Origin of the sequence: Alteromonas sp. BL110 (assembly GCF_003443615.1) — a bacterium.
In the GTDB taxonomy this organism is placed as follows: domain Bacteria; phylum Pseudomonadota; class Gammaproteobacteria; order Enterobacterales; family Alteromonadaceae; genus Alteromonas.
Map to the genome: position 1 here is coordinate 3202136 of NZ_CP031967.1, position 22168 is coordinate 3224303.

Annotated in this window: 19 protein-coding genes; 12 read left to right on the forward strand and 7 right to left on the reverse strand. The window is 44.4% G+C overall.

The features are described 5' to 3' along the window. Window positions 1-10: 10 nt before the first annotated feature. The 4 genes from D1814_RS13765 to D1814_RS13780 all read right to left on the reverse strand — a co-directional run bounded on the left by D1814_RS13765 (window position 11) and on the right by D1814_RS13780 (window position 2973). Window positions 11-664 (reverse strand): YjfK family protein, encoded by a 654-nt coding sequence (locus D1814_RS13765; protein ID WP_118493213.1) that lies wholly within the window; start codon window positions 662-664, stop codon window positions 11-13. 11 nt (window positions 665-675) lie between these two features. After that, window positions 676-1731 (reverse strand): potassium channel protein, encoded by a 1056-nt coding sequence (locus D1814_RS13770; RefSeq protein ID WP_183037593.1) that lies wholly within the window; start codon window positions 1729-1731, stop codon window positions 676-678. Between the two features lie 147 nt (window positions 1732-1878). Then, complete coding sequence (locus D1814_RS13775; protein WP_118493215.1) at window positions 1879-2559, reverse strand: PspA/IM30 family protein; 681 nt, start codon at window positions 2557-2559, stop codon at window positions 1879-1881. Window positions 2560-2583: 24 nt separating this feature from the next. Beyond that, a complete protein-coding gene (locus D1814_RS13780) occupies window positions 2584-2973 on the reverse strand; it encodes a DUF2170 family protein (protein ID WP_118493217.1) in 390 nt (129 codons plus the stop codon). A gap of 292 nt (window positions 2974-3265) precedes the next feature. On the opposite strand from D1814_RS13780, the gene D1814_RS13785 reads away from it, so the two are divergent. From D1814_RS13785 to secF, 6 genes are all read left to right on the forward strand, one after another. Then, window positions 3266-3550 carry a DUF6471 domain-containing protein gene (locus D1814_RS13785; protein ID WP_118493219.1) on the forward strand — a complete coding sequence of 95 codons (285 nt, stop codon included), beginning with the start codon at window positions 3266-3268 and terminating at the stop codon, window positions 3548-3550. Between the two features lie 322 nt (window positions 3551-3872). After that, window positions 3873-4919, forward strand: coding sequence for a tRNA preQ1(34) S-adenosylmethionine ribosyltransferase-isomerase QueA (gene queA / locus D1814_RS13790; protein ID WP_118493221.1), 1047 nt, complete (start codon window positions 3873-3875; stop codon window positions 4917-4919). Window positions 4920-5091: 172 nt separating this feature from the next. Further along, window positions 5092-6204, forward strand: coding sequence for a tRNA guanosine(34) transglycosylase Tgt (gene tgt / locus D1814_RS13795; protein ID WP_118493223.1), 1113 nt, complete (start codon window positions 5092-5094; stop codon window positions 6202-6204). Between the two features lie 24 nt (window positions 6205-6228). Further along, window positions 6229-6564, forward strand: coding sequence for a preprotein translocase subunit YajC (yajC, locus tag D1814_RS13800; RefSeq protein WP_025255932.1), 336 nt, complete (start codon window positions 6229-6231; stop codon window positions 6562-6564). Window positions 6565-6619: 55 nt separating this feature from the next. Continuing rightward, window positions 6620-8464 (forward strand): protein translocase subunit SecD, encoded by a 1845-nt coding sequence (gene secD / locus D1814_RS13805; RefSeq protein WP_118493225.1) that lies wholly within the window; start codon window positions 6620-6622, stop codon window positions 8462-8464. A gap of 10 nt (window positions 8465-8474) precedes the next feature. After that, on the forward strand, window positions 8475-9416 hold the full coding sequence (gene secF / locus D1814_RS13810; RefSeq protein WP_118493227.1) for a protein translocase subunit SecF: 942 nt from the start codon (window positions 8475-8477) through the stop codon (window positions 9414-9416). 140 nt (window positions 9417-9556) lie between these two features. Here secF and suhB read toward each other — a convergent pair whose 3' ends face one another. After that, entirely contained in the window at window positions 9557-10333 is a 777-nt protein-coding gene (gene suhB, locus D1814_RS13815; protein ID WP_118493229.1) for an inositol-1-monophosphatase, read from the reverse strand. A 374-nt stretch (window positions 10334-10707) separates the two neighbouring features. On the opposite strand from suhB, the gene trmJ reads away from it, so the two are divergent. Then, on the forward strand, window positions 10708-11472 hold the full coding sequence (trmJ, locus tag D1814_RS13820; RefSeq protein WP_118493231.1) for a tRNA (cytosine(32)/uridine(32)-2'-O)-methyltransferase TrmJ: 765 nt from the start codon (window positions 10708-10710) through the stop codon (window positions 11470-11472). Window positions 11473-11477: 5 nt separating this feature from the next. After that, a complete protein-coding gene (gene cysE, locus D1814_RS13825) occupies window positions 11478-12302 on the forward strand; it encodes a serine O-acetyltransferase (RefSeq protein WP_118493233.1) in 825 nt (274 codons plus the stop codon). Between the two features lie 169 nt (window positions 12303-12471). Here the strand turns inward: cysE and D1814_RS13830 are convergent, their stop codons facing one another. Then, window positions 12472-13290: a LytR/AlgR family response regulator transcription factor gene (locus D1814_RS13830; RefSeq protein ID WP_118493235.1), complete on the reverse strand. Its 819-nt coding sequence runs from the start codon at window positions 13288-13290 to the stop codon at window positions 12472-12474. After that, on the reverse strand, window positions 13287-14933 hold the full coding sequence (locus D1814_RS13835) for a sensor histidine kinase (protein WP_118493237.1): 1647 nt from the start codon (window positions 14931-14933) through the stop codon (window positions 13287-13289). Before D1814_RS13835 ends, D1814_RS13830 begins: the two co-directional genes overlap by 4 nt. A 218-nt stretch (window positions 14934-15151) precedes the next feature. On the opposite strand from D1814_RS13835, the gene D1814_RS13840 reads away from it, so the two are divergent. From D1814_RS13840 to D1814_RS13855, 4 genes are all read left to right on the forward strand, one after another. Further along, a complete protein-coding gene (locus D1814_RS13840; RefSeq protein WP_118493239.1) occupies window positions 15152-16111 on the forward strand; it encodes an ATP-binding cassette domain-containing protein in 960 nt (319 codons plus the stop codon). Beyond that, the gene (locus D1814_RS13845) at window positions 16108-19458 is read left to right on the forward strand and encodes a M1 family aminopeptidase (protein WP_118493241.1); all 3351 of its coding nucleotides are present in this window, start codon (window positions 16108-16110) and stop codon (window positions 19456-19458) included. Before D1814_RS13840 ends, D1814_RS13845 begins: the two co-directional genes overlap by 4 nt. Window positions 19459-19664: 206 nt before the next feature. Next, window positions 19665-21119 carry a flavin-containing monooxygenase gene (locus D1814_RS13850; RefSeq protein ID WP_118493243.1) on the forward strand — a complete coding sequence of 485 codons (1455 nt, stop codon included), beginning with the start codon at window positions 19665-19667 and terminating at the stop codon, window positions 21117-21119. A gap of 44 nt (window positions 21120-21163) precedes the next feature. Then, window positions 21164-22075, forward strand: a complete 912-nt coding sequence (locus D1814_RS13855; protein WP_118493245.1) for an alpha/beta fold hydrolase — start codon at window positions 21164-21166, stop codon at window positions 22073-22075. Window positions 22076-22168 lie beyond the last annotated feature (93 nt).

A 22168-nucleotide genomic window follows, 5' to 3' on the forward strand; every position in this document is an offset into this window, starting at 1 on the left:
TCCTTTTTCATTAACCGTTTATAGTGATGTCCGCGGGCTCAACGTCAAATCCCGTCGAAATTACTAAGCATCTGTCTAAGTTATCACCCACTTGTTTTTCTTCACCAACAACAAGCAAGGTCTCAACTCTATCGTTACTGATGGGGCGTTCGTATAACATCATAAACTGATCAGTTTTACTTACATCACCATCTTCTTCGTAGGTCGTTTCGGTTACAGCAACCGGCGGTGATTCGTCGCCCACCGCACCCCATACGCGGGTATATATGTTACCCTCAAGCTCGTAGGTAGGCTGGCTGATTACGCTCTTTAAACATTCATTCCACTGAGCTGTGTTGCCAATGGTTTTTGTCTCATAAAAGTGCCAAAGTTTCACGTCAGTAATGTGGTTCTCTGATAGGCCACCATCGGTCACCACCTGTAAAAAGCCATCATCGTCAGTGTAAAAACGAAGCAGAGTGCCGCCAGTATCTAAGGGGGCTTCACCTACTGCTTGAATTAACTGAGAACGTGCTGCGCCTTCAATGGTTAACTCGGGCTCTAGTAGAGAAAGTTTTAAGTTATCTAATTCGAAAGAACCACCTAAATAAAGCCCCATTATCTCTGGCGACTTAGGTTCTGATTTCTTAACAGGTTCTGATTTTTTAAATAGTTTACTAAACATGTTTACGCCTCTTAATCAGCGTCCAGTGACGACCAGTTTATTGCATTAATGCGTCGCTCAGCGATGTAAAACAAGGTGTCACCTGGGTTTAACGTAGCGTCTAACGGCGGGTTTACCACCATTTCTTTGACAAGACCATTCGGTGCATAACCAATAAAGATAGCATCGTGTTTACGCTTTAGATTGATAAATAATTTGGCAACGGAAATCGCTTGGCAACTTTGCGGTATTTTTACTGAAAATTGTGCTTGTCCTTCATCAATACTTAGCAAATCGTGATGAAGCATACTTGAACCCGGATCAAATGCAGCTTTAACAAGCATTTCTATTGCAACACTAGGTGTGCATTCCACTTTAGGGCAGTGGTCCTGAAGCAAACTAACTAAGCTGTCATCGTCGAAATAGGCTACTTGATGTGCATCAGGATTGCGCTTGGTGCAATACAGCGCAGTAGTCATGGTGACATCATCTTGCGGGTTATCGATAACAATAGTTTTGGCAGAGCTTACACAAGCGCGGTCCATATCTTCGTCTTTGTTGAACGAATCGACTTTTACAAATTCAATGACGCCAGGCATCGGGTTGGTAATATCAGCTTTTACGCAAAGTACAATGTCAGGGCGTTCAGACATTGCATCTCGTTCTTGAAGGATCAAGTCAAGCAGCATCATAGTACGCTGCTCATTCCACCCAATCACCAAGATATGTTCATTAAGCATCAAGCTATTCATACCCAACAATCCTTTCTTCCACGTTAAAGAAACCCAAGCTGCAATTCGGCCAATTACCATGGCGAAAATACTCAAACCAAGCGGTATGACATAAAGCGCAACAACTAATTTTCCCGCTGGTGTAACGGGAGACAGATCGCCATAACCTACCGTAGAGGCAGTTACCGCCAACCAGTAAACAAAATCGGTTTTAGCAATTAAGTCGTGTTCGCCTGCAGCGAAAAGAAGCCAATAGCTTGTTACTGCGTAAAACGCGGTTGCACCAACAATGGTGTACCAGCGAGATTCTGCAAAGTATTGCAGCATGATTTTTCGCAGTTTTATCCATGGAGACATAAAACAAACAGCCCTTGTTATGCGTGTCCTTACTCTGCCTTGAAGTACTTGATTTGTCTAGATTAGGTCGTGGTTATCCTGCAATTTGTGCAAAGAATTATTGTAACAATAATTAAAAATGGGAGCACTTAGCTCCCATTCTTTAACCTACTTGCCTAGAATTCGAGCTAGCTCGTCATCGGCCGAGGTTTTACCCCCTTTGATGCCCGCTTCGGCTAGGCGTTTTTCTAAGTCGCTGCTCGACTCCTCGCTAGCCAGCTCCTCGGCTGCTTGAAGTTCTGCGTTGCGCATCTTTTGCTTATCCTGAATGCGAGACAAAGACTCAGTCGCTGTCTTCATTTTACTGTTCGCGCCCATGTGGCGTGAAGATACTGCAACCTGCGCTTTTTGCACGCTTTCAGTGGCTTTGACCATATCCACTTGCTGCTCTAAACGACGCAAATTCGCTTTAGCTTGCTGAATGTTATTAGCCAACTGCTTTTCAGACTGTTTGAACTGATCAAGGTAGGTTTGTTCTTGCTCACGTTCTTCTTTTAGCTCTGACACTTTCTGCGCACAGTCAAGAGCAAGCTGACGATCGTTATCTATCGCTTTACGCGCGTGCTCTTCATACTCGGCTATTGACGAGTTAAAGCTATCTACTTTTTGTTGAGAAAGTTTACATTTCGCCAAAATCTGCGTGCGCGCATGGTCAGATTTGCGTAGTTCTTCTTTGGCTTCTCTGATTTCTTGCTCCAGAATTCGAATAGCCTGACTGTCTGCAACAGACTGCGCAGCTTCGGTAGCACCACCTTTTACTGCAGTAATTAGTTTTTTCCACACTGACATTCGCTTCTCCTTAAGAAGTAAATTTTAGTTAAGGTGTGTTTCGTAGGCATCTAAGAAAGATGCAACATTCTGAAACAAGGTTTCCACTTCAATAACAATACTTTCGGCTTTGGACTGGGCGCTTAGTGCGCCAAAGGCGGTGTAATATTCTTCGCCACCAATATTTGAAATACCTACCGTAGTAAGAGGGAACACCATATGGGTAGACAGTATTTCATGATCAAGCGCTGGCTTATCTTTTACTTCCGACGCGGCGAACAAGAGACTTTCTACCAAAATTTGCTCACCACTAATTGCAAGCCATGCATCAATGCCGTCTTGATTAGCAATAAGTAAGCAGTTTTCCTCATGTGTTACCACAAAGTCATCGTGCTCTTTAAATAAGGCTTCGATGCTTTCCAGTTCCCAGCTCATACCTTTCTCCTTTAGTTATTAAAGCGATAATGTTGAAAATGAATGTCGTAAATGTGGTGTCTTATAACGCACGGCTTAGCTTAAATTTGCGTTGAAACACAAAACCTAAAACCTAGCATTGCTAAAAGAACAACCGCAGTTACTGTAACGACTATTTACGCCTTCGCCAATATCTTGACTTGCAGTGTAGACCTGTTGTGCCATAATCGTCAACATTAAAAGTATGCTATAAGTGTAAAAAAGTGTGTTTTTGTAAAATATATATCACATTTGGGTGGTTTTTGGAGGCTGTGTGAACACAGGAAATACGCAAAGTGCAAAGAATGCCTGGCGACAAACGGTTGCAAGAGTCGTGAAATCTGAAATGTCTGTGCGCGGCGTAAAATATCAAGCATTAAGTCAAAGGCTTGAAGAAATTGGTGTGGAACAAAGCGCAGACAACCTAAGAAATAAAGTGAATAAAGGTATTATGGGGGCCGATTTATTGCTTCAGATTTTATACGTGCTTAAAGCTCGACCTTTAGATGCTGCGCTTTTAGAAGAAATCTTAACTGATCTTAGCGTTTCGAAAGAGTAGAATAGGGCAGATAAAAAAGTACCCAGCAAATGCCGGGTACGAACGATAAGGAATGTTATGGGAGAACATCATCACTATCTGGAGCAGATATTAATCGTTTAAGCATTTGCTCGCTAGTACAAAATTCAGCTAGTGCGTATTTTGAGCGATAAGTGGGTATTAATATCTATACTTATAGGCTGAGAGGTTGGATTTCTAAGACTTTGGTCGACATTGATTTCTGTGAAATTTCGCAACTTTAGTATAATTACCTCCTCTTGATATTGTGTTAAACCATAAAGAAAGCAACATAAATTGCGTTTAAATTAAGAATTTATTATCTATGAAACTATCTGAATTCAGCTTTACGCTTCCACAAAGCCTAATTGCAAAATATCCCACCGAAAACCGTTCAGCCAGTCGTCTATTGCAACTGGATGGCAAATCGGGTGACGTGCGCCACAGTATGTTTGCTGACATGGTCGAACTTTTAGATGAAGGCGACTTGCTGGTTTTTAATAATACCCGAGTTATCCCCGCTCGACTTTTAGGTAAAAAAGAAACGGGCGGACAAGTAGAAGTGCTAATTGAACGCATCACCTCAGACAATACTGCTTTGGCGCATGTACGCGCGAGTAAGGCACCTAAGCCGGGAACTAAGCTTATTCTTGAAGAAAAAGTGAACGTGACGGTTACTGGTCGAGACGAGGCGCTATTTATTCTTCAGTTTGATCACGATGAAACTGTATTGACGCTATTGGAAGCTCATGGGCATATGCCGCTACCTCCCTATATTGATCGCCCGGACGAAAACTCGGACAAAGAGCGCTATCAAACTGTTTACAATCAAAAGCCAGGCGCTGTTGCAGCACCTACTGCAGGGCTTCATTTTGACGATGCTATTTTAGATGCGCTAAAAGAGAAAGGCGTAAATTTGGCTTTTGTAACCTTGCACGTGGGTGCTGGTACATTCCAGCCCGTGCGCGTTGACAATATTCTTGAGCACAAAATGCATGCAGAGTTTGCCGAAGTCCCCCAAGAAGTCGTTGATGCCGTGTTAGCTACAAAAGCTAATGGAAAGCGAGTTATCGCAGTGGGAACTACTTCGGTACGCTCTTTAGAGTCTGCGGCTAAAGCCAGTGCCGAGCGTGGCGATAAAGAAATTATCGCGGCCTTCAATGAAGACACTGAAATCTTTATCTATCCAGGCTTTGAATTCAAAGTAGTAGACGCCATGTTCACTAACTTTCATCTTCCAGAGTCTACGCTAATGATGTTAATTAGTGCATTTGCCGGTAAAGACAACGTGATGAATGCCTACCAAGAAGCGATAGAAAAAGAATATCGATTCTTTAGCTACGGCGATTCTATGTTTATTGAGCGCGCTTGAGCACATAAGTCTGGGCTCATTAGCGTTTAAATCGGTGTTTTTCAGGCCTTTCTAGTTTAGTTACAGATAAACATAGATACGGGGCATGATCTCAGCCAAATTACTGGTATAATCGCCGCCAATTTATTTTTATACCCAGCGCAAAAGCGCATAAAAGTGGGAATGCTTTCACATGCAATTTGAGTTGTTAAAAACCGAAGGCCGAGCACGACGCGGTCGTTTGGTGTTTGAACGCGGTGTTGTTGAAACGCCAGCGTTCATGCCAGTAGGTACTTACGGTACTGTTAAGGGAATGACCCCTGAAGAATTAAAAGACAGCGGTGCACACATCTGTCTTGGAAATACCTTTCACCTAATGCTACGCCCTGGTACTGGCATTATTCGCCAGCACGGCGATCTGCACGATTTCATGAATTGGGACAAGCCTATTCTTACTGATTCGGGCGGCTTCCAGGTATTTAGTTTGGGTGACTTGCGTAAAATTACCGAAGAAGGAGTAACGTTCCGCTCTCCAATTAATGGCGAAAAGATTTTACTTACGCCTGAAAAATCGATGGAAGTTCAGCGTGACCTGGGCTCTGACATCGTGATGATTTTTGATGAGTGCACGCCGTATCCAGCCACTGAGCAAGAAGCGCGCGTTTCAATGGAAATGTCGCTACGTTGGGCTAAGCGCAGTAAAGAAGCTCATGGCGATAACCCAGCGGCACTGTTTGGTATTATCCAGGGTGGTATGTACGAAGGGTTGCGTGATGTTTCACTTGCTGGTCTCGAAGCCATTGGCTTTGACGGCTACGCTATCGGCGGCCTTTCAGTAGGCGAGCCAAAAGAAGACATGATCCGCATCATCGATCACACAGCGCCAAAAATTCCAGAGGACAAACCTCGTTATCTTATGGGCGTTGGTAAGCCAGAAGATTTGGTTGAGTCTGTGCGTCGCGGTATCGATATGTTTGACTGTGTTATGCCTACGCGTAATGCGAGAAACGGTCACCTGTTTGTGACTGAAGGCGTTATCAAAATTCGCAACGCGAAGCACAGAAATGACACCTCACCATTAGATGAGAATTGTGATTGCTACACTTGCAAAAACTATTCTCGCTCTTATCTACATCATTTGGACAAATGTAACGAGATTTTGGGTGCGCGCTTAAATACCATCCATAACCTTCGTTACTATCAGCGTGTGATGCAGGGTCTTCGCGATGCGATTGACGCAGGTACGCTTGACGAGTTTGTACAAGAATTTTATGAACAAAAAGGGTTGCCGGTTCCGGCACTATAACAACGATAATATTTGGGGAATTTTATGAGCCTATTTATCTCGAACGCTTACGCGCAGTCTGCTGGTGCACCGCAAGGTGGTGGCATGGAAATGATCATCATGCTAGCTGTATTCGGTTTAATCTTTTACTTCTTGCTTTACCGCCCACAGGCTAAGCGCGTGAAAGAGCATAAAAATCTAGTTTCTTCGCTAGGCAAAGGCGATGAAGTGTTAACACAAGGTGGTTTGGTAGGAAAAATCACTAAAGTGTCAGAAGAAAAAGATTTCATCGAAGTTGCGCTTAACGATTCAAACAACATCGTTGTTCAGAAGTCTTCAGTAACTGCTGTGCTGCCTAAAGGCACCATGAAGTCACTGTAAGTAACAATCGCCGGGGCCGGGACGCTTCTCGGCACTGGCACGAAAGGATTATCCAGTGCTAAACAAAAACTCTATTTGGAAAGTACTGAGTGCACTCATTGTGGTTGCAGTGTGTGCACTTTATGCGCTTCCCAACATTTACGGTGAAGACCATGCCGTACAAATCTCAGCAGGCCGTGATGCCGTGGTGACAGATGCCACTGTTGAACAAGTGAAAGCCGCGCTAAGTGAAAAAAACATCTCTCCTAAACGCGTTGAATTTGAAAACGAACAAATACTAGTTCGTGTTTCTGATTCAGACACCCAGCTCATTACGCGCGAAACATTAGAAAAAGTGCTTGGCGATGATTATTACGTTGCCATGAACCTTGCCCCGGACACGCCAGAGTGGCTTGAGGAGTTAGGTGGCACGCCAATGAAACTAGGTCTTGACCTTCGCGGTGGTGTTCACTTCTTAATGGAAGTAGACATGACGGAAGTGATTACCAAGTCTTTAGAAGATGCAGAAAGCGGCTTTCGCACGTCACTACGTGAAGAAGGTATTCGCTATCGCGGTGTAAAGCAGATTGACGATCATATCGACATAACGTTCCGTGATGAAGATGCCCTAGATAAGGCAGAGTTCTTTTTGCGCAACCAAAGTCGCGACCTTACCTTCAACCAAGTGGATGACTTAACCCTTCGCGCTATTTTTGCTGAGAGTAAGCTTCAAGAAATACGTGACAACGCGGTTAAGCAAAACATCACTATCATTCGTAATCGTGTTAACCAGCTTGGTGTGGCTGAGCCGCTTGTGCAAAAACAAGGCGCAGACCGTATCGTTGTTCAGCTACCTGGTATCCAAGACACTGCTCGCGCGAAAGAAATTCTTAACGCTACAGCAACACTTGAATTTCGCATGGTTGATCAGAAGAACGACATCCGTGATGCATTGAACGGCCGTGTTCCTCCTGGCTCTCAGGTGATTGAAGACCAGCAGGGCATCCCTCAGCTGCTTGAGAAGCGCATTATGCTTACAGGTAGCCATATTATTGATGCGAATAGCGGTGTCGATGAATACGGGCTTCCGAACGTAAACATATCGCTTGATTCTGAAGGCGGTAATAAGATGTCTCGCTCTACCCGTGGCAACATTGGTAAACCAATGGCTACCGTGTTTATCGAGTACAAATCTACCGGTGAGCGAAACGATGACGGTAAGCTAGTGTTTGAAAAGCATGAGCAGGTTATCTCAGTTGCCACTATTCGCGCACAACTTGGCAGCAAGTTCCAAATAACGGGTCTTGATTCACCGAAAGAAGCCCGTGATTTAGCATTGCTACTTCGCGCTGGTGCATTGATTGCGCCAATTCAAATTGTTGAAGAACGCACGGTTGGGCCAAGCTTAGGTAAAGAAAACATTGAACTTGGTATGCAGGCTATTATGTATGGTCTGGCGGCGGTGCTTGTTTTCATGTTGATTTACTACAAAGCCTTTGGCGTGGTAGCCAACATCGCGCTTATTACAAACCTAGTCATGATTGTAGGCATTATGTCGATGATCCCTGGGGCGACACTTACGCTACCGGGTATGGCAGGTATTGTACTAACCGTTGGTATGGCGGTAGATGCAAACGTGCTTATTTTCGAGCGTATTCGAGAAGAAATGCGCGACGGCCGAAGCCCACAGCAGGCTATTCACCAAGGTTACGACAGCGCGTTCTCCACCATCTTGGATGCAAATATTACTACATTCCTTGCTGGTCTAATTCTGTTTGCAGTGGGTACCGGCCCAATCAAAGGCTTCTCAATTACGCTAATGATTGGTATCGCAACGTCTATGTTTACCGCTATCTTAGTTACTCGCGTTATTGTTAACGCAGTATGGGGTGGTAAACGTGTAGAGAAATTAGCGATTTAAGGAGTAAAAAATGCAGTTATTAAAATTATCCGAAACCGTTAATTTCATGCGCCTGCGCATTCCTGCGATGGTGTTGTCGACTATTCTCATTCTCGGCTCATTCGTTTCATTAGGCGTTAATAGCCTTAACTGGGGGCTAGACTTCACAGGCGGTACGCTTATTGAGGTTGGCTATGAAGACGCTGCTAATTTGGAAGGCATTCGCGCCCAGCTAAACGAAGCGAATTTCGAAGATGCCATAGTACAGAATTTCGGCAGTAGCCAAGACGTACTTATCCGCATTGCTCCGCGTGATGGCGTTAAAGCCGTGACTATTGGTGAGCAGGTACTAGCTGCGCTGCGCGCTGACGGTACTGCGGTTGATATGCGTCGTATCGAGTTCGTAGGTCCTAACGTAGGTGAAGAGCTTACCGAGCAGGGCGGCCTTGCGATGCTAGTCGCACTCTTGTGTATTCTGGTTTATGTGGCGATGCGATTTGAATGGCGATTTGCTTTAGGCTCAGTTTCGGCACTAGCGCACGACGTTATTCTTACATTAGGTTTATTCTCGGTACTTCAAATCGAATTTGACCTTACTGTACTTGCAGCGGTGCTTGCGGTAATTGGTTATTCACTTAACGATACTATCGTTGTGTGTGACCGTATTCGTGAGAACTTCCGTAAAATTCGTAAAGGTGAGCCTGTTGAGATTATCAATATCTCGCTAACGCAAACCCTAAACCGTACTATCATCACCTCATTAACCACGGTGTTGGTATTGGTTGCCTTGTTCTACAAGGGTGGTGCGCTTATTCACGGGTTTGCCACCGCGTTGTTGTTCGGTGTAGTGGTTGGTACTTACTCATCGGTGTACATAGCTAGTTCAGTGGCACTTGCATTGGGTATTAGTAAAGAAGACCTAATGCCGCCACAAGTGGAAAAGGAAGGCGCAGACTTAGATCCTATGCCTTAGTTTTACACGCTTGAAACATACAAAAAGCCGCATCTATGATGCGGTTTTTTTATGTCCAACTGCAATAAAAAAAGGCGCCGTTAATAGCGCCTTCATTCGATAATCTAACGTGGGTTTAGCCCCAACCTGCGTAGCAAAGTTTACTTAAGGTGCTTAACTAGGCCTTGAACAACCTTTGCACTACCAGCAACGATTTCGCCTTTGTGAAGCGGATCGTTATTCCCTTTAAAGTCGGTAACTAGGCCGCCAGCTTCGCGAACAATAAGCTCTCCCGCGGCAATATCCCAAGACTTAATGCCACGCTCCCAGTAGCCGTCGTGACGGCCTGCAGCAACGTAAGCAAGGTCTAACGCTGCACTACCTGCGCGGCGAATGTCACCCACTTCGTGGAAAATTTTGTTTAGGCTTAGTGCATACTCGCCAAATTGAGCTTTGTTTTTAAATGGTAGGCCTGTAGCAATAATGGTTTCAGTAAGATCACGTGGCTTAGAAGCACGGATACGATAACCGTTAAGCTGCGCGCCTTGACCACGGCTCGCGGTGAATAGTTCGCTGCGAATTGGGTCAAAAACAACCGCTTGGTCTAAGCGACCTTTGTGAAGAAGTGCTATTGAAACAGCAAAGTGAGGAATGCCTTTTACGAAATTGGTGGTGCCATCTAGCGGATCGATTATCCACTGATAATCAGTCTCTTTGCCGTGTACTTCACCAGACTCTTCACCTAAGAAGCAGTGTTCTGGGTATGATTGCTGAATTTTATAAATAATTGCTTGCTCTGCTTCTTTGTCAACTTGAGTAACGAAGTCGTTCAAGCCTTTTGACTCAGTTGCTACTTCATTATGTTTTTCAAAACCACGAACAATAACTGTTCCAGCCGCGCGCGCAGCACGCACTGCAATATTCAGCATAGGATGCATAGATAAACCACCAATTGTAAAAGATCAATGAAACTAACTAGCTGTACAAAAAATAGCTAGTTGTTTTCGAAAACGGGCGGAGTCTACCAGAATCTATGCGCGATGCAAATGAATAACGCTAAGAGAAAGTGTTAATCAACGTAAGAAACGTTCTGATGCCAAGCGTTCTTTGGCAATGGCTGTAAAAAGCCATTGGTAGGGAGTTACGCTACGCTGAAAAGACACGCGCTAGCGTTTCTAAGACGGTAGCATGGTTATTGCTGCTAATAGCCTTCTATACTGCCGCTATGGTAAACTTAAGCCAATTGAAGATTGTAGGGTGATAGGCGTTAGCGAATATCATCTTTTTATATAAGTACGTAGGTATCACAGGCATGCTCGAAAATATTCGCATCATTTTGGTTAACACTTCTCACACCGGAAATATTGGCTCGACAGCCCGTGCCATGAAAACCATGGGGTTGAGCAGTCTTTATCTTGTAGACCCAGTGAATGAACCCGACGGCCAAGCAAGTGCGCTTGCCGCTGGTGCAGGCGATGTGCTGGCTAACGCAAAAATTGTAAGCACTTTAGAAGAAGCGGTTAAAGACTGTGGTTTAGTGGTAGGTACGTCAGCGCGTTCGCGCACTCATTCATGGCCAATGCTTGGCCCGCGTGATTGCGGAGAAAAACTTGTACAGGAAGTAGCAAAGTACCCGGTAGCCCTGGTTTTCGGTCGCGAGAATAGTGGTTTGACGAATGAAGAATTGCAGCAATGTCACTTCCACATGTGTATTCCTGCTAACCCTGAATATAGCTCTCTTAACCTAGCAGCTGCAGTACAAACACTGTGTTATGAAATCCGCATGGCCTATTTAAATCGCGAAACTTACCCAAGCGTTGAAGAAGAATACCCGCTAAATGACGATTTAGAGCGTTTTTATACCCATTTGGAAACAACGCTTGAGGGCACGTCTTTTATACGTAAAAGCCACCCAGGTGTTGTAATGACTAAGCTGCGACGCTTGTTTAATCGAGCTCGTCCTGAATCTCAAGAGCTTAATATATTGCGCGGTATTTTGGCGTCTATCGATAAATCGGTGAAGAATGCTAACTTAGGCGACGAAGACCCTTCAACAGCGATAGAAGAAAAAGAGTAAACTCTATGTTCGCCCGTATTAAAGACGATGTAAAAGGTGTTTTTCATCGCGACCCTGCGGCCAGAAACACCTTTGAAGTACTCACCAATTATCCTGGCCTTCATGCAGTATGGCTACATCGAATTAGCCACAAATTGTGGAAGGCAGAATGGAAATGGTTGGCACGCAGCTTATCAACCTTTAGTCGTTGGCTTACGGGCATTGAAATTCATCCAGGGGCAACGTTGGGGCGGCGGGTATTTATCGATCACGGAATGGGTGTAGTCATCGGTGAAACCGCCGAAATAGGCAATGATGTTACCCTATACCATGGGGTGACTCTTGGTGGTACTAGCTGGAAAGCCGGCAAGCGCCACCCAACCCTTAAAAACGGCGCAGTCGTGGGCGCGGGGGCTAAAGTGTTAGGGCCGATTACCATTGGTGAAAATGCCAAAGTAGGGTCCAATTCTGTAGTTGTTAAAGATATTCCAGACGATGCTACAGCAGTTGGCATTCCCGGTCGTATTATCATTTCTAAGCAAAAAGAGTCGAATGCAACGGTAAATCCCCAGCGTGATAAAATTGCTCAGAAATATGGTTTTGATGCTTATGCCGTCGCGCCAGATAATCCTGACCCTGTGGCTAATGCTATGGGCATAATGCTTGAGCATATGCACCAAATGGACACCAAAGTGGAAGAGATGTGCAAGGTCATTCAGGCATTGGGTGGCGATGTGTGTACCGATAATTTACACAACATCAGTGCTGAAGATTTCGCAGATACGGGCTTTGATTTAACAGAGACCCAAGAGCGCGAAAAAGCCCATTCTTCTTTCGACCCAGCAATTTAACGCCGGAATTCTTACTACTAACAAAATCTGGGTAGAAATACTTCGCGTTTTGTATAGCGTAGTTCTCAAATTGCCTAACACCGTCTATAAATGCAGATTTTTCTAGATATATTCGATATTACTAGATGCAAATATATAGCAGTGTACTTGAGTGAAAGTAAGGCTAGGTTCAGCGAAACCTCTGTTTTAATGCTTTTTTAAAGGTTTTACCAATTTTAATCTGTGTGTCGTTCATCATTACAAGGTGGTCGCCAGCAAGAGCTTTTGCCTGACCTAGGTTGACACCATAGGATTTGTGGATCTGAGCAAACATGCTCTCATTGTATTGGTTAACGGTATTGTTTAGAGCAGCGTTCAACAAATCAATATGTGGCAGGCTATCCAGCAGCTGTTTAAAGGTTGAATTTGCCATCAGAATTTCATCTTTCAACCAGACTTTGACGTAATTTCCGTAGGCTTCAAACCATTGAATATCGCGTGTAAAAACCTTTCGTTTAGTGCCGGATAAATTCAGCATTACATACGACTCAGCATTTTGCGTTGAGCGCGTATTAGACAGGGTAAGTCTTTGACTGACTTTACCGATCGCTTGTTGCAGTCTTGATAAACTCACTGGCTTTACTAAGTAGTCGGTAACGTCTAATTCAAAGGCGGTCACTGCGTGTTCTTGGTAGGCTGTGACAAACACAATTTGTGGCCGATTCGCTAATACTTTTACTAGGTCGATGCCTGTTAAGAGGGGCATTTTAATATCGAGAAAAATCAAATCGACGACGTTTTCACTCAACCATTTTAGCGCGTCCGTGGCGTTGTATACCTGATACTTTATATCGATAGAGCGTGTCTGTTGCCCATTTGCAGTTTGGTTGTGGGCTTGAATGTGATGCACCAGTACGTCATGGGCGAGTGGCTCGTCATCGATAATAATGGCCGATATTGCTTGATTAACGACTTTAAGTGATTGGGTTGATAAATTTGACGAACTCATAACGTGATCTCCAAAACAGTGCGCCAATCTTGAGCCGGTTGTTGCCCTGAACAATTGTGTAAAACCTTGTAAGAGTGTCTATCTGGATAAAGCATAGCGAGGCGTTGTTTGAGGTTGGTTAATCCCACACCACTGTACTGATTTTCTGTCTGCGTTAGTTCATGGTCGAGTTCAAACGAGTTACAACATTCAAACCTGACCAATACTTCTCCTTCTTTGTGCTTTGAGGGAGTAACGGTAAGAGAGACTTCAACTTTTGCGTTACCTTGCTGTGATTCAGCGCCGTGTTTAAACGCATTTTCAAGGATCACCAAAAACAGCAGAGGCGCAATTTCATCAGTTTGTGGTAACTTCGGCCAGTGTGATTTAATAGTTAATCTATCTCCTAATCTGACCTTTTGCAGAGCGATATAATCTTGAAGGTATTGGACTTCTTGCTCTAGCTTCACTGTTGAATTTTGACCTTCGTAGACGGTGTAGCGTAACAAGTTGGAAAGATGCATAACAAAGTCTGGAGCGTGGTCTGACTTTTTGAGAGTGAGTGCGTACAAACTGTTCATCGAGTTAAACAAAAAGTGTGGATTGACTTGTTGTTGCAATAGTTGTAACTCTGCCTGAGTTTTTTGTTCGGCTATTTCAGCATTAGTTGCGACGTCATGTTGTCGTTCAAACGCCAATATCAGCGGTGTCGTTAAAAACAAGAATAGCAACGACACCTTGTAATTATCTGAATCGAACACATCAAAATTTTCAGATGGAATAAAAGTGAAGTCAGCCGGTGTCATCGGCAAGTGAATGACGATTTGTCCCGCGACTGGCGTATATAACAGCCAAAATACAACGCTAGCAAGGACAAAATAAAAAACGCCATAACCATTAAGAACACGCTTTATTAACACATATCGATTGGCGAGATATAGGACTCCTACCACGATAGAGATGATTGCAAATTGCCAAAAGTACGCTAAAAATGGCAATGGATTGGAGACGATTTGTACGGGGTCAAATACCAAGTTGATAGGCATATTATTCATAGGATCTTCGTGATAATGAAACGCCCCAGAAATAATAAACGCCCACGTAAATAGGCATATCACGATGACGCTATTGAGCGAGAATAAGGTGGATAGCAGCTTTCTTAGTTTTTGTGAATGAACGGTAGGAATTGATGGCGTAAGCTGCGAACGAACAGGGTTCATAAAATGCACCAGCGACCAAAGTAAAACTGCCGCAACGGTTAACCCCACAAAGTGCAGTGATAGTAAATTGAATCGAGCAAACCACTCACTGGAGACAGCGGCAATATAAACCAAGAGAGGATAAATAATAAAGCCTAGCACCAAGGAGACTAGAGTCGAAAGCATTGACCGAGAAGCGGTTGGCGGCTTTCGCAGAACGAATCCGAGAGCCAAAAACAGAGGCAAAGACTGAAGCAACAAATGAGCAATCAATAAAAAATAGTCAACAAACCTAGGTGTCGACGATAGCCACAGGTGGTCGATTCCAAAATGCTTGACAGAAATGAACCTGACGTGAGTCTCAATCAGGATTGCAGTGAATAATGGCAGCGCGAACAGGCATTGAGAATATTGAGAAAAGCGCTTTGAGCTTGGGGCCCTAAGCATCGTTGTTAAATACTTCATCCGTAACCTTTTATTAAAACATCTGCAAATTTGAGTTTACTGCTTTTGCATCATGTGCGTCCTAACGCGATGACGAAAGTAGCAATTTTTGTGACGTAAATAAATTTTATGAGTCATTTCGCCTTTCAGCACATGGTCTTAACTCTTTGTCATCTATGCATATTTTAACCAACTTCTAAGAGCTAATATGTAGGCATAAAGACAAGGAGGCAACGGCCGTGATTCACATTTGTAATTTAACAAAAACCTACCCCGATGGAACCAAAGCGCTGAGCGGCATAAACCTTGATTTACGGGCCGGCATGGTAGGTTTGTTAGGGCCAAATGGCGCAGGAAAATCTAGCTTAATGCGTACGATCGTCGGTTTGCAAAAGGCCGATGAAGGCCAAATTAGACTACAGATAACGGATAATGAGTCATCGGCTATCGATATTTTGGAAGCGCCTCAAGCCATTAGACAAACATTGGGTTATCTGCCTCAGTACTTTGGCGTATACCCAAATATGAGCTGTGTGGCGCTGTTACAACACATGGCTGTGCTAAAAGGGCTGAGTAGACAACAGCAAGCGGAGCAAATTCCCAAGTTACTTGAACTGACCAATTTAAAGGCGTTTGCTAACAAATCAGTGAATCGTTTTTCGGGCGGAATGAAACAGCGTTTTGGCATTGCTCAGGCTTTGTTGGGCGACCCCAAAGTGGTGATCATGGACGAACCGACCGCAGGTTTGGACCCAGAAGAGCGCGAGAGACTCCATGACATGCTGATCAGTATCAGTAGAGACAAGTTGATATTACTCTCAACGCACATCGTTGAAGACGTTGAAAACCTGTGTCATTACAGCGCCCTTTTGTTTAATGGTGAAATTAAAGCGTCGGGTTCGGTCGCCGATTTAGTCACAATCATGTCCGACAAAGTTTGGACTGTGCCGATGCAAGGTGAGCAAGAGCCAAGTGTAATTCAAACAGGCAACGACGTTCAGATATTGAATAAGTCGTTTCGATTTGGTGAGCCCGTGTTGCGAGTCTTCGCGGACAGTAAACCTTGTGAATCTGCGCAATTGGTTCAGGCAACGTTACAAGATTTGTATTTTCGCACTCGTGCACAGACCGAGCGTGATTTGGGCTCTATCGACTCTACTGCACTGCTTAATTCTGAGACGAGAGGTGTGTCGTCATGATGGATTCCGTATTGTTAAAACTTGCCCGCTTGATCCGCAACGAACTTAACTACCTTATTAGGCAGCCGTTATTTGGGGTGGCCTGTGTCTTGGTTCCCGCGGTTGGCTATCTTTTTACGACGGGTTTAACGGTCGATGCGCCGTCTTTTATTGTTCAAATTCAGCTGAAGTATGTTGCACTGGTTATGCTGATTCTACCCGTTTACATGGGGGCAATGTTGCCTAATGTGTTTTTGAGAGAGCAGAACTCAGCCATGGCTGAGCTAGTTAATGCAACACCAACAACGGCTCTTCAAAGAGCGTTGGCGAAAGTCTTCGGATTTGTTTTAATTACTTGGCTGGTTTTTGCCTTCACATTTTTGTTTATAGGCTTAGTTGCTTTTTTTACGTCGAGTACACAAGCAATGAATGAGCTGGTATACCTTGAGCTACTAATTGATTGGGCTCGTTTTTCTTTATTGTTACTGTTACCCACCGTTCTGGGTTACGTAGCGATTGGAATTTGGATGGCGAAGTGGCAAACCTCGGTATTTTCTTTTTATGCGTTTTCGCTGGTGGTATTGGTTTGTTATTTGGTACTTGCAAGTTTAACAGGTAATCCAATTTTAGCTGGAAGTGCTATTGCGAGTGAAAGTTTGTATCAATGGGCGTTGTGGTTGGACCCACTTGGATTTACCCCTTTGTTTACCGAATTTACTAAGGTAGAAATGGTGAGTTCGGCGGGCGTTTTGACCAGTTTCCCCACTATATTTACTTTGAACCGCCTTGGGGTCTTCGTAGGTGCCTTACTGCTCATTGCCGCGTGTTTAAGAACGTGTGACGGTAAAACAGAGTTGCCACTTAGTCGTTCATCTATCAGGGGCTCAACTCTTAGTGTGACGCCCTCGACTGAAAATGTTGAGCTTAAAGGGACTGGCAGTTCTCCTTGGGTAGCATTATTTCACAAAACCCTGAACTCAGTGTGCGTCAATAAGGTGACTTTACTCATCTTATTAGCCTGGCCGTTCTTGATCTTTAACGAGGTGTTGTCTGGCCTGAGTTATGTTGAACCTTTTGCAGAAAAATCCACAAACTCGCTCGATGCGATCAATCGAATCAACAGCGATGTGTTACCTGTGTTTGGAAGCTTGTTAATGGCGCTTTGGAGTTGGCAAATTACAGGGCTATTTGTCAGTCATAAAAGTCACAAATTGATTGCGACGACTCCTATTAAAAACAAAACCATACTAGCAGCACAAATGGGCGTTGGCGGAGTCTTGGTTTTTGTACTGTTAGCCTTAACAGTATTGGGGTGCATGGTTGCAGAACTTGTTGGGGGCAGTGATGTTGTTGTTTCTATCTATGTTGTTGAGTTTAGTCGTATTGGGTTGAGCTTAGGACTATTGGTTAGTTTGTTTATTAGCCTCCAGCACATTGCACAAAATCGTATGATCAGCAGTGCCTTGATAGTCGCTTTGTTGGTTTTTAAGTTTACGCCTATATCTGGTCGTCTCGGCCTCACTCATACCTTGTGGAATATCGCAGGATCGCCGCTGCAACAAAGTGATCACTTTTGGGGAAGTACAGGGAGTGACTCTGTGTTTGTTCCATATATGGTCATTTGGGTTTTAGTCGTGTCTCTGTGTATTGTAATCGCAAATGCTGTGAGTCACAGGGGAACGTTTTATGGCAATAAGTTGCTTTCTTTCCACTTTGTTAAACATCCTTGTAAATATTGGCTCGGGTTTGGATTAGCGGCTGTCTGTGTGTTGATGATTTTTAGGCTAGAACAACAGTTAGTGGCCGAAAAACCACTGACCTACTCACACCATAGAGAAGCATGGAAAGCTGAATACGAACACACATATCGTCATTGGTTGGACAAGCCAGCACCGGTCGTTGAGCACATAGACGCTAATATTAAAATTGAGCCAACCATAGGTGCTGGCCAGTTCGAGTTGCGTTATCGCTTACGCAACAAAAGTGAGCAAGTCATTACGTCGTTTTTAGTCAGTCGGTATGGCAATTTTGAATCACCAACACTTTTTGTTGAGCGGACAAATAAAGGCAGGGCAGCGCCAAATTCAAATAATATCATCGAAGCCGGACAGGTCAATGGCCAGAATGTAGTTACATTGGCGCAGCCATTACAGCCTGACGAAACGGTAACTCTAGTTGCAAGATTTGAACTGCAGCAGCCTAAGTTGTGGCCGGCTACCTCACAGTTTTATATTAAGCCTGAAATGACCTACTTACGCGGGAGCCCACTGTTGCCTGTAATTGGGTTCCAACCGGAGTGGATGTTGAGAAGCCCACAATTGCGTGCTGAGTATCAATTACCTAAAATGCCGACCTTAATGCCATCAGAGCGCTTTTCAACTCGTCCTTATCAACTTGCATGGCAACGAGAGCTCGCTTACAAATGGGCGACGTATTCAAGTAAAATTCAAGTTCCTACTGGCTATAAGGCTATTGGACCAGGTGAATTAACCCGCTCTGAACAAGTGGAAGCACACACCGTGTTTCATTTTGAAAGTGATCAGCCAATGCGCCAAATGCCAAGTTGGTTCGTTATTCCTGTCGAGGCCGATAAAACAAACGAAAATGAATGGCGAATTGTCCAACAAGGAGTAGGAGATGTTATCACAGAGGTGTACGTACCGAACACTCAGCATGTCAGTGACGCACAGCTAAAGTCGGCGATTGAAATTAATCAACTTGGTATGGCAGATACCTTAACTTGGCTGTCTAATGAGATTAAACCTTACCCTCATCGTCAACTGCGCATGTTTGCAATACCAAATAACGGCCCAACCGGATTTGCAATGCCGCAAGCTATGCTAATTGGTTATGACGTGGGCTTTATGGCGCTACCAACAGCGGAGGCGGTCTTTGATCAAAGGTATCGCCGTGCTGTTCACGAAACCGCCCACCAGTGGTTTGGCCACGATATTGGTAACGGCATTAGCGAAGACGGTGCGTTTTTGGTGGAGTCACTGGCTAAATATGTCGAACTTGTGATGATTGAACAACGGTATGGCCAAGAGGCTAAAGACGCCTTGGTCAAATACGAAAAGCGCCGCTTTGAAAATAAACAACGTTTTTACTATGGAACAGAAAAGGGCTTAGTCGACGCCACGTCACCACATCAGCAATATTCGCGAGCCACACTAGCGTTTGATCTGATAAGAACTGAGTTGGGAGATGAGGTAATTCTTGAAGCGTTGAGGCTATTATGGTCGCAACACGGTTACCCGAATGAACCAGCAACATCGATGAACTTTGTCGCAGCGCTAAAGTCCGTCGCCGGAGAGGTTCATTACCCGCTCATTGAACAAGCGCTTCAAAAAGCACTATATGTTGACTAATTCGATACGAGTTAAACCTTAAGTTGGCTCGTGACGTTCGCTAAACGATGAGCATCAGCATGCATTTTTTCAATTGAATTGGTCGCGCCCTCGCGCTGCAACAGTAACCAAAAGACTGGTTTTACAATTATTTAACATCTGTATTGACTAGTGTAAGACTCCAACATACATTGTGGTAACGCTAGTTATGACTTTTCAGGGATGTTATGCAGAGCGAGTTACCACTTTTAGACGTTTTGATCATAGGAGCCGGTATTTCGGGTATCGGCTGCGCCTACCACATTCAAAAAAAATGTCCTGACCTTTCCTATTCTATTGTAGAAGCCCGGGGTGATTTGGGCGGCACATGGGACTTATTCAAATACCCGGGAATACGCTCAGATTCTGATTTATTCACCTTTGGTTATGACTTCAAGCCGTGGAAAGAGAAAAAAGCCATTGCTGATGGCGACTCAATAAAAGCCTATGTTAACGAAACCGCTGTTGAAAATGGGATCAAGGAACATATACGCTTTTTGACACGTGTCGTGGATATAGACTGGCAAAGCGATAAGAAATATTGGCGAGTAACGTTAAAATCAGAAGAAAGCGGACAGCAAGAACACATCGCCGCAAGATGGATATTTAACGCATCAGGTTATTACCGATATGACAAAGGTTATACCCCAAATTTTAAGAGGCAATCCCGCTTCAAAGGGCTCATCGTACACCCTCAGCATTGGCCCGAAGATCTGAAATACGAAAACAAACGCGTAGTGGTGATAGGTAGCGGTGCTACAGCGGTAACTTTGGTTCCTGCATTAGCGAAAACAGCCGGCCATGTGACGATGCTCCAGAGAACACCTTCCTATATATTGCCGGTACCCGTTAATGATCCAATCGCGAAATATTTACGTGGGTGGTTTAGCGAAGATATAGCGTTCAAGGCCGCACGTCGGTTTAACATTGCTAAACAGCGGTGGGTATACGCGTTTTGTCAGCGCTTTCCGCATCGTGCGCGCAAAATAGTACGCAGCCTTAATGCAAAAATGTTACCCGTAGGGTACCCAGTAGATGAACACTTTAACCCTCCCTATAACCCTTGGGAACAGAGACTTTGCGCAGTACCAGGTGGTAATTTATTCGATTCAATTTCAAATGGAAAAGCGTCTGTTGAAACTGATACGATAGATACGTTTACTGAATCGGGCATTAAACTTAATTCGGGGCAGCATTTAGATGCAGATATTATAGTAACGGCTACAGGCTTAAACCTTCTGCCATTAGGAGGATTAGTTCCTAAAATAGATGGCAAAGCTGTTACACTTTCAGAGTGCGTCACGTATAAGGGTATGCTGCTTAGTGGCGTACCTAATTTTGTGATTGCGGTTGGGTATACCTCGTCATCATGGACCTTAAAGATAGGTCTGTTGTGTGAGCATTTTACTCGGCTATTGAACTATATGAAGCACCAAGATTATGTGCAATGTACACCTGTTGCCGATCCGAACATGGCAACACAGCCACTGCTTAACTTTGGGGCCGGATACATTCAGCGTTCATTAGATAAGTTGCCACGGCAGGGCACGCACTATCCTTGGTCGATGTCGTTCAATTATGCGGAAGATGTGAAGATCTTCCGAAAAGGCCGTGTTGACGATCCTGCACTGAAATTTGAATAAGTTTCGCCCCCTAATACAGAGTTATCAATAACAGAGAAAGTGAAATGAGCCTAGTCCAGCATAATGAGCAATTCGTAACCATTAATAACGGTGATGCATTTTGTTATGCCGAGCACGGTAATAAAAACAGTGAGACAATCGTACTTATTGTTGGACTGGGTCTTCAGTTGGTTTATTGGCCAAAAGCGCTAATAGAACGCCTAGTGGCCAGTGGCTTGCGTGTTATTTGTTTTGATAACCGTGATTCAGGAAAGTCAGTGCGCAGCAACACACCGTATCCTAGTCTCCTTCAACAACTAAGAGGCAAGGCACCTAAAGGCGCTTACGGATTAGAGCGCATGGCTGAAGACACTGCCCAGCTTTTAGAGGCGCTAAATATCGAAAACGCGCATGTTGCTGGAATGTCTATGGGAGGCATGATTGCGCAAACGCTCGCGAGCCTACACCCGGAAAAAGTGCAATCTATGACGTCTATTTTCTCTACCACTGGGAGCCGAAAAGTTGGTCAGCCGTCGTATTCAACGCTATGGCGTTTAGCAAGAGCAAAAGCACCAGCAAGCGAAAATGACGCGGTTAGAAATTATAAAGCAATGATGACCCATATAGGCGATGCGGCAGCAGAAGATGCCATAAATCAATGGCAGCAATATGCGAAATTAGCATGGCAGCGCAACGGAGGTAAGAGTGACGCAAAAGCTCTCTTTCGACAAATAGGTGCGATCATGAAATCGGGTGACCGAACGTCAATGCTTCAAAATGTCAAAGCCCCAACATTAGTGATACACGGAGATGTTGATCACATGGTGCACCCCAGTGGCGGTGTTGCAACAGCCAGAGCGATATCAGGTGCTAAACATCAAGTACTGCGCGGATTGCGCCATCAAATAGATACCATTCAATCACATCGGATAGCAGACAGTATCCTTGCTCATATACACTTGCATGCAAACAAGTAGCGCTGATGGTAGACGTTATCTTTCACCTGAAGAATAAACGATCCCTTAGCATTTAGGGCAAGAGATACCACGCAAATTTAGCGCCTATTAGCG

Excerpts from the sequence above, each read along its gene's own strand:
- D1814_RS13765 (WP_118493213.1), bottom strand. The coding sequence starts at position 664 with ATGTTTAGTAAACTATTTAAAAAATCAGAACCTGTTAAGAAATCAGAA.
- D1814_RS13770 (WP_183037593.1), bottom strand. The coding sequence starts at position 1,731 with ATGTCTCCATGGATAAAACTGCGAAAAATCATGCTGCAATACTTTGCA.
- D1814_RS13775 (WP_118493215.1), bottom strand. The coding sequence starts at position 2,559 with ATGTCAGTGTGGAAAAAACTAATTACTGCAGTAAAAGGTGGTGCTACC.
- D1814_RS13780 (WP_118493217.1), bottom strand. The coding sequence starts at position 2,973 with ATGAGCTGGGAACTGGAAAGCATCGAAGCCTTATTTAAAGAGCACGAT.
- queA (WP_118493221.1), top strand. The coding sequence starts at position 3,873 with ATGAAACTATCTGAATTCAGCTTTACGCTTCCACAAAGCCTAATTGCA.
- tgt (WP_118493223.1), top strand. The coding sequence starts at position 5,092 with ATGCAATTTGAGTTGTTAAAAACCGAAGGCCGAGCACGACGCGGTCGT.
- yajC (WP_025255932.1), top strand. The coding sequence starts at position 6,229 with ATGAGCCTATTTATCTCGAACGCTTACGCGCAGTCTGCTGGTGCACCG.
- secF (WP_118493227.1), top strand. The coding sequence starts at position 8,475 with ATGCAGTTATTAAAATTATCCGAAACCGTTAATTTCATGCGCCTGCGC.
- suhB (WP_118493229.1), bottom strand. The coding sequence starts at position 10,333 with ATGCATCCTATGCTGAATATTGCAGTGCGTGCTGCGCGCGCGGCTGGA.
- trmJ (WP_118493231.1), top strand. The coding sequence starts at position 10,708 with ATGCTCGAAAATATTCGCATCATTTTGGTTAACACTTCTCACACCGGA.
- cysE (WP_118493233.1), top strand. The coding sequence starts at position 11,478 with ATGTTCGCCCGTATTAAAGACGATGTAAAAGGTGTTTTTCATCGCGAC.
- D1814_RS13830 (WP_118493235.1), bottom strand. The coding sequence starts at position 13,290 with ATGAGTTCGTCAAATTTATCAACCCAATCACTTAAAGTCGTTAATCAA.
- D1814_RS13835 (WP_118493237.1), bottom strand. The coding sequence starts at position 14,933 with ATGAAGTATTTAACAACGATGCTTAGGGCCCCAAGCTCAAAGCGCTTT.
- D1814_RS13845 (WP_118493241.1), top strand. The coding sequence starts at position 16,108 with ATGATGGATTCCGTATTGTTAAAACTTGCCCGCTTGATCCGCAACGAA.
- D1814_RS13850 (WP_118493243.1), top strand. The coding sequence starts at position 19,665 with ATGCAGAGCGAGTTACCACTTTTAGACGTTTTGATCATAGGAGCCGGT.
- D1814_RS13855 (WP_118493245.1), top strand. The coding sequence starts at position 21,164 with ATGAGCCTAGTCCAGCATAATGAGCAATTCGTAACCATTAATAACGGT.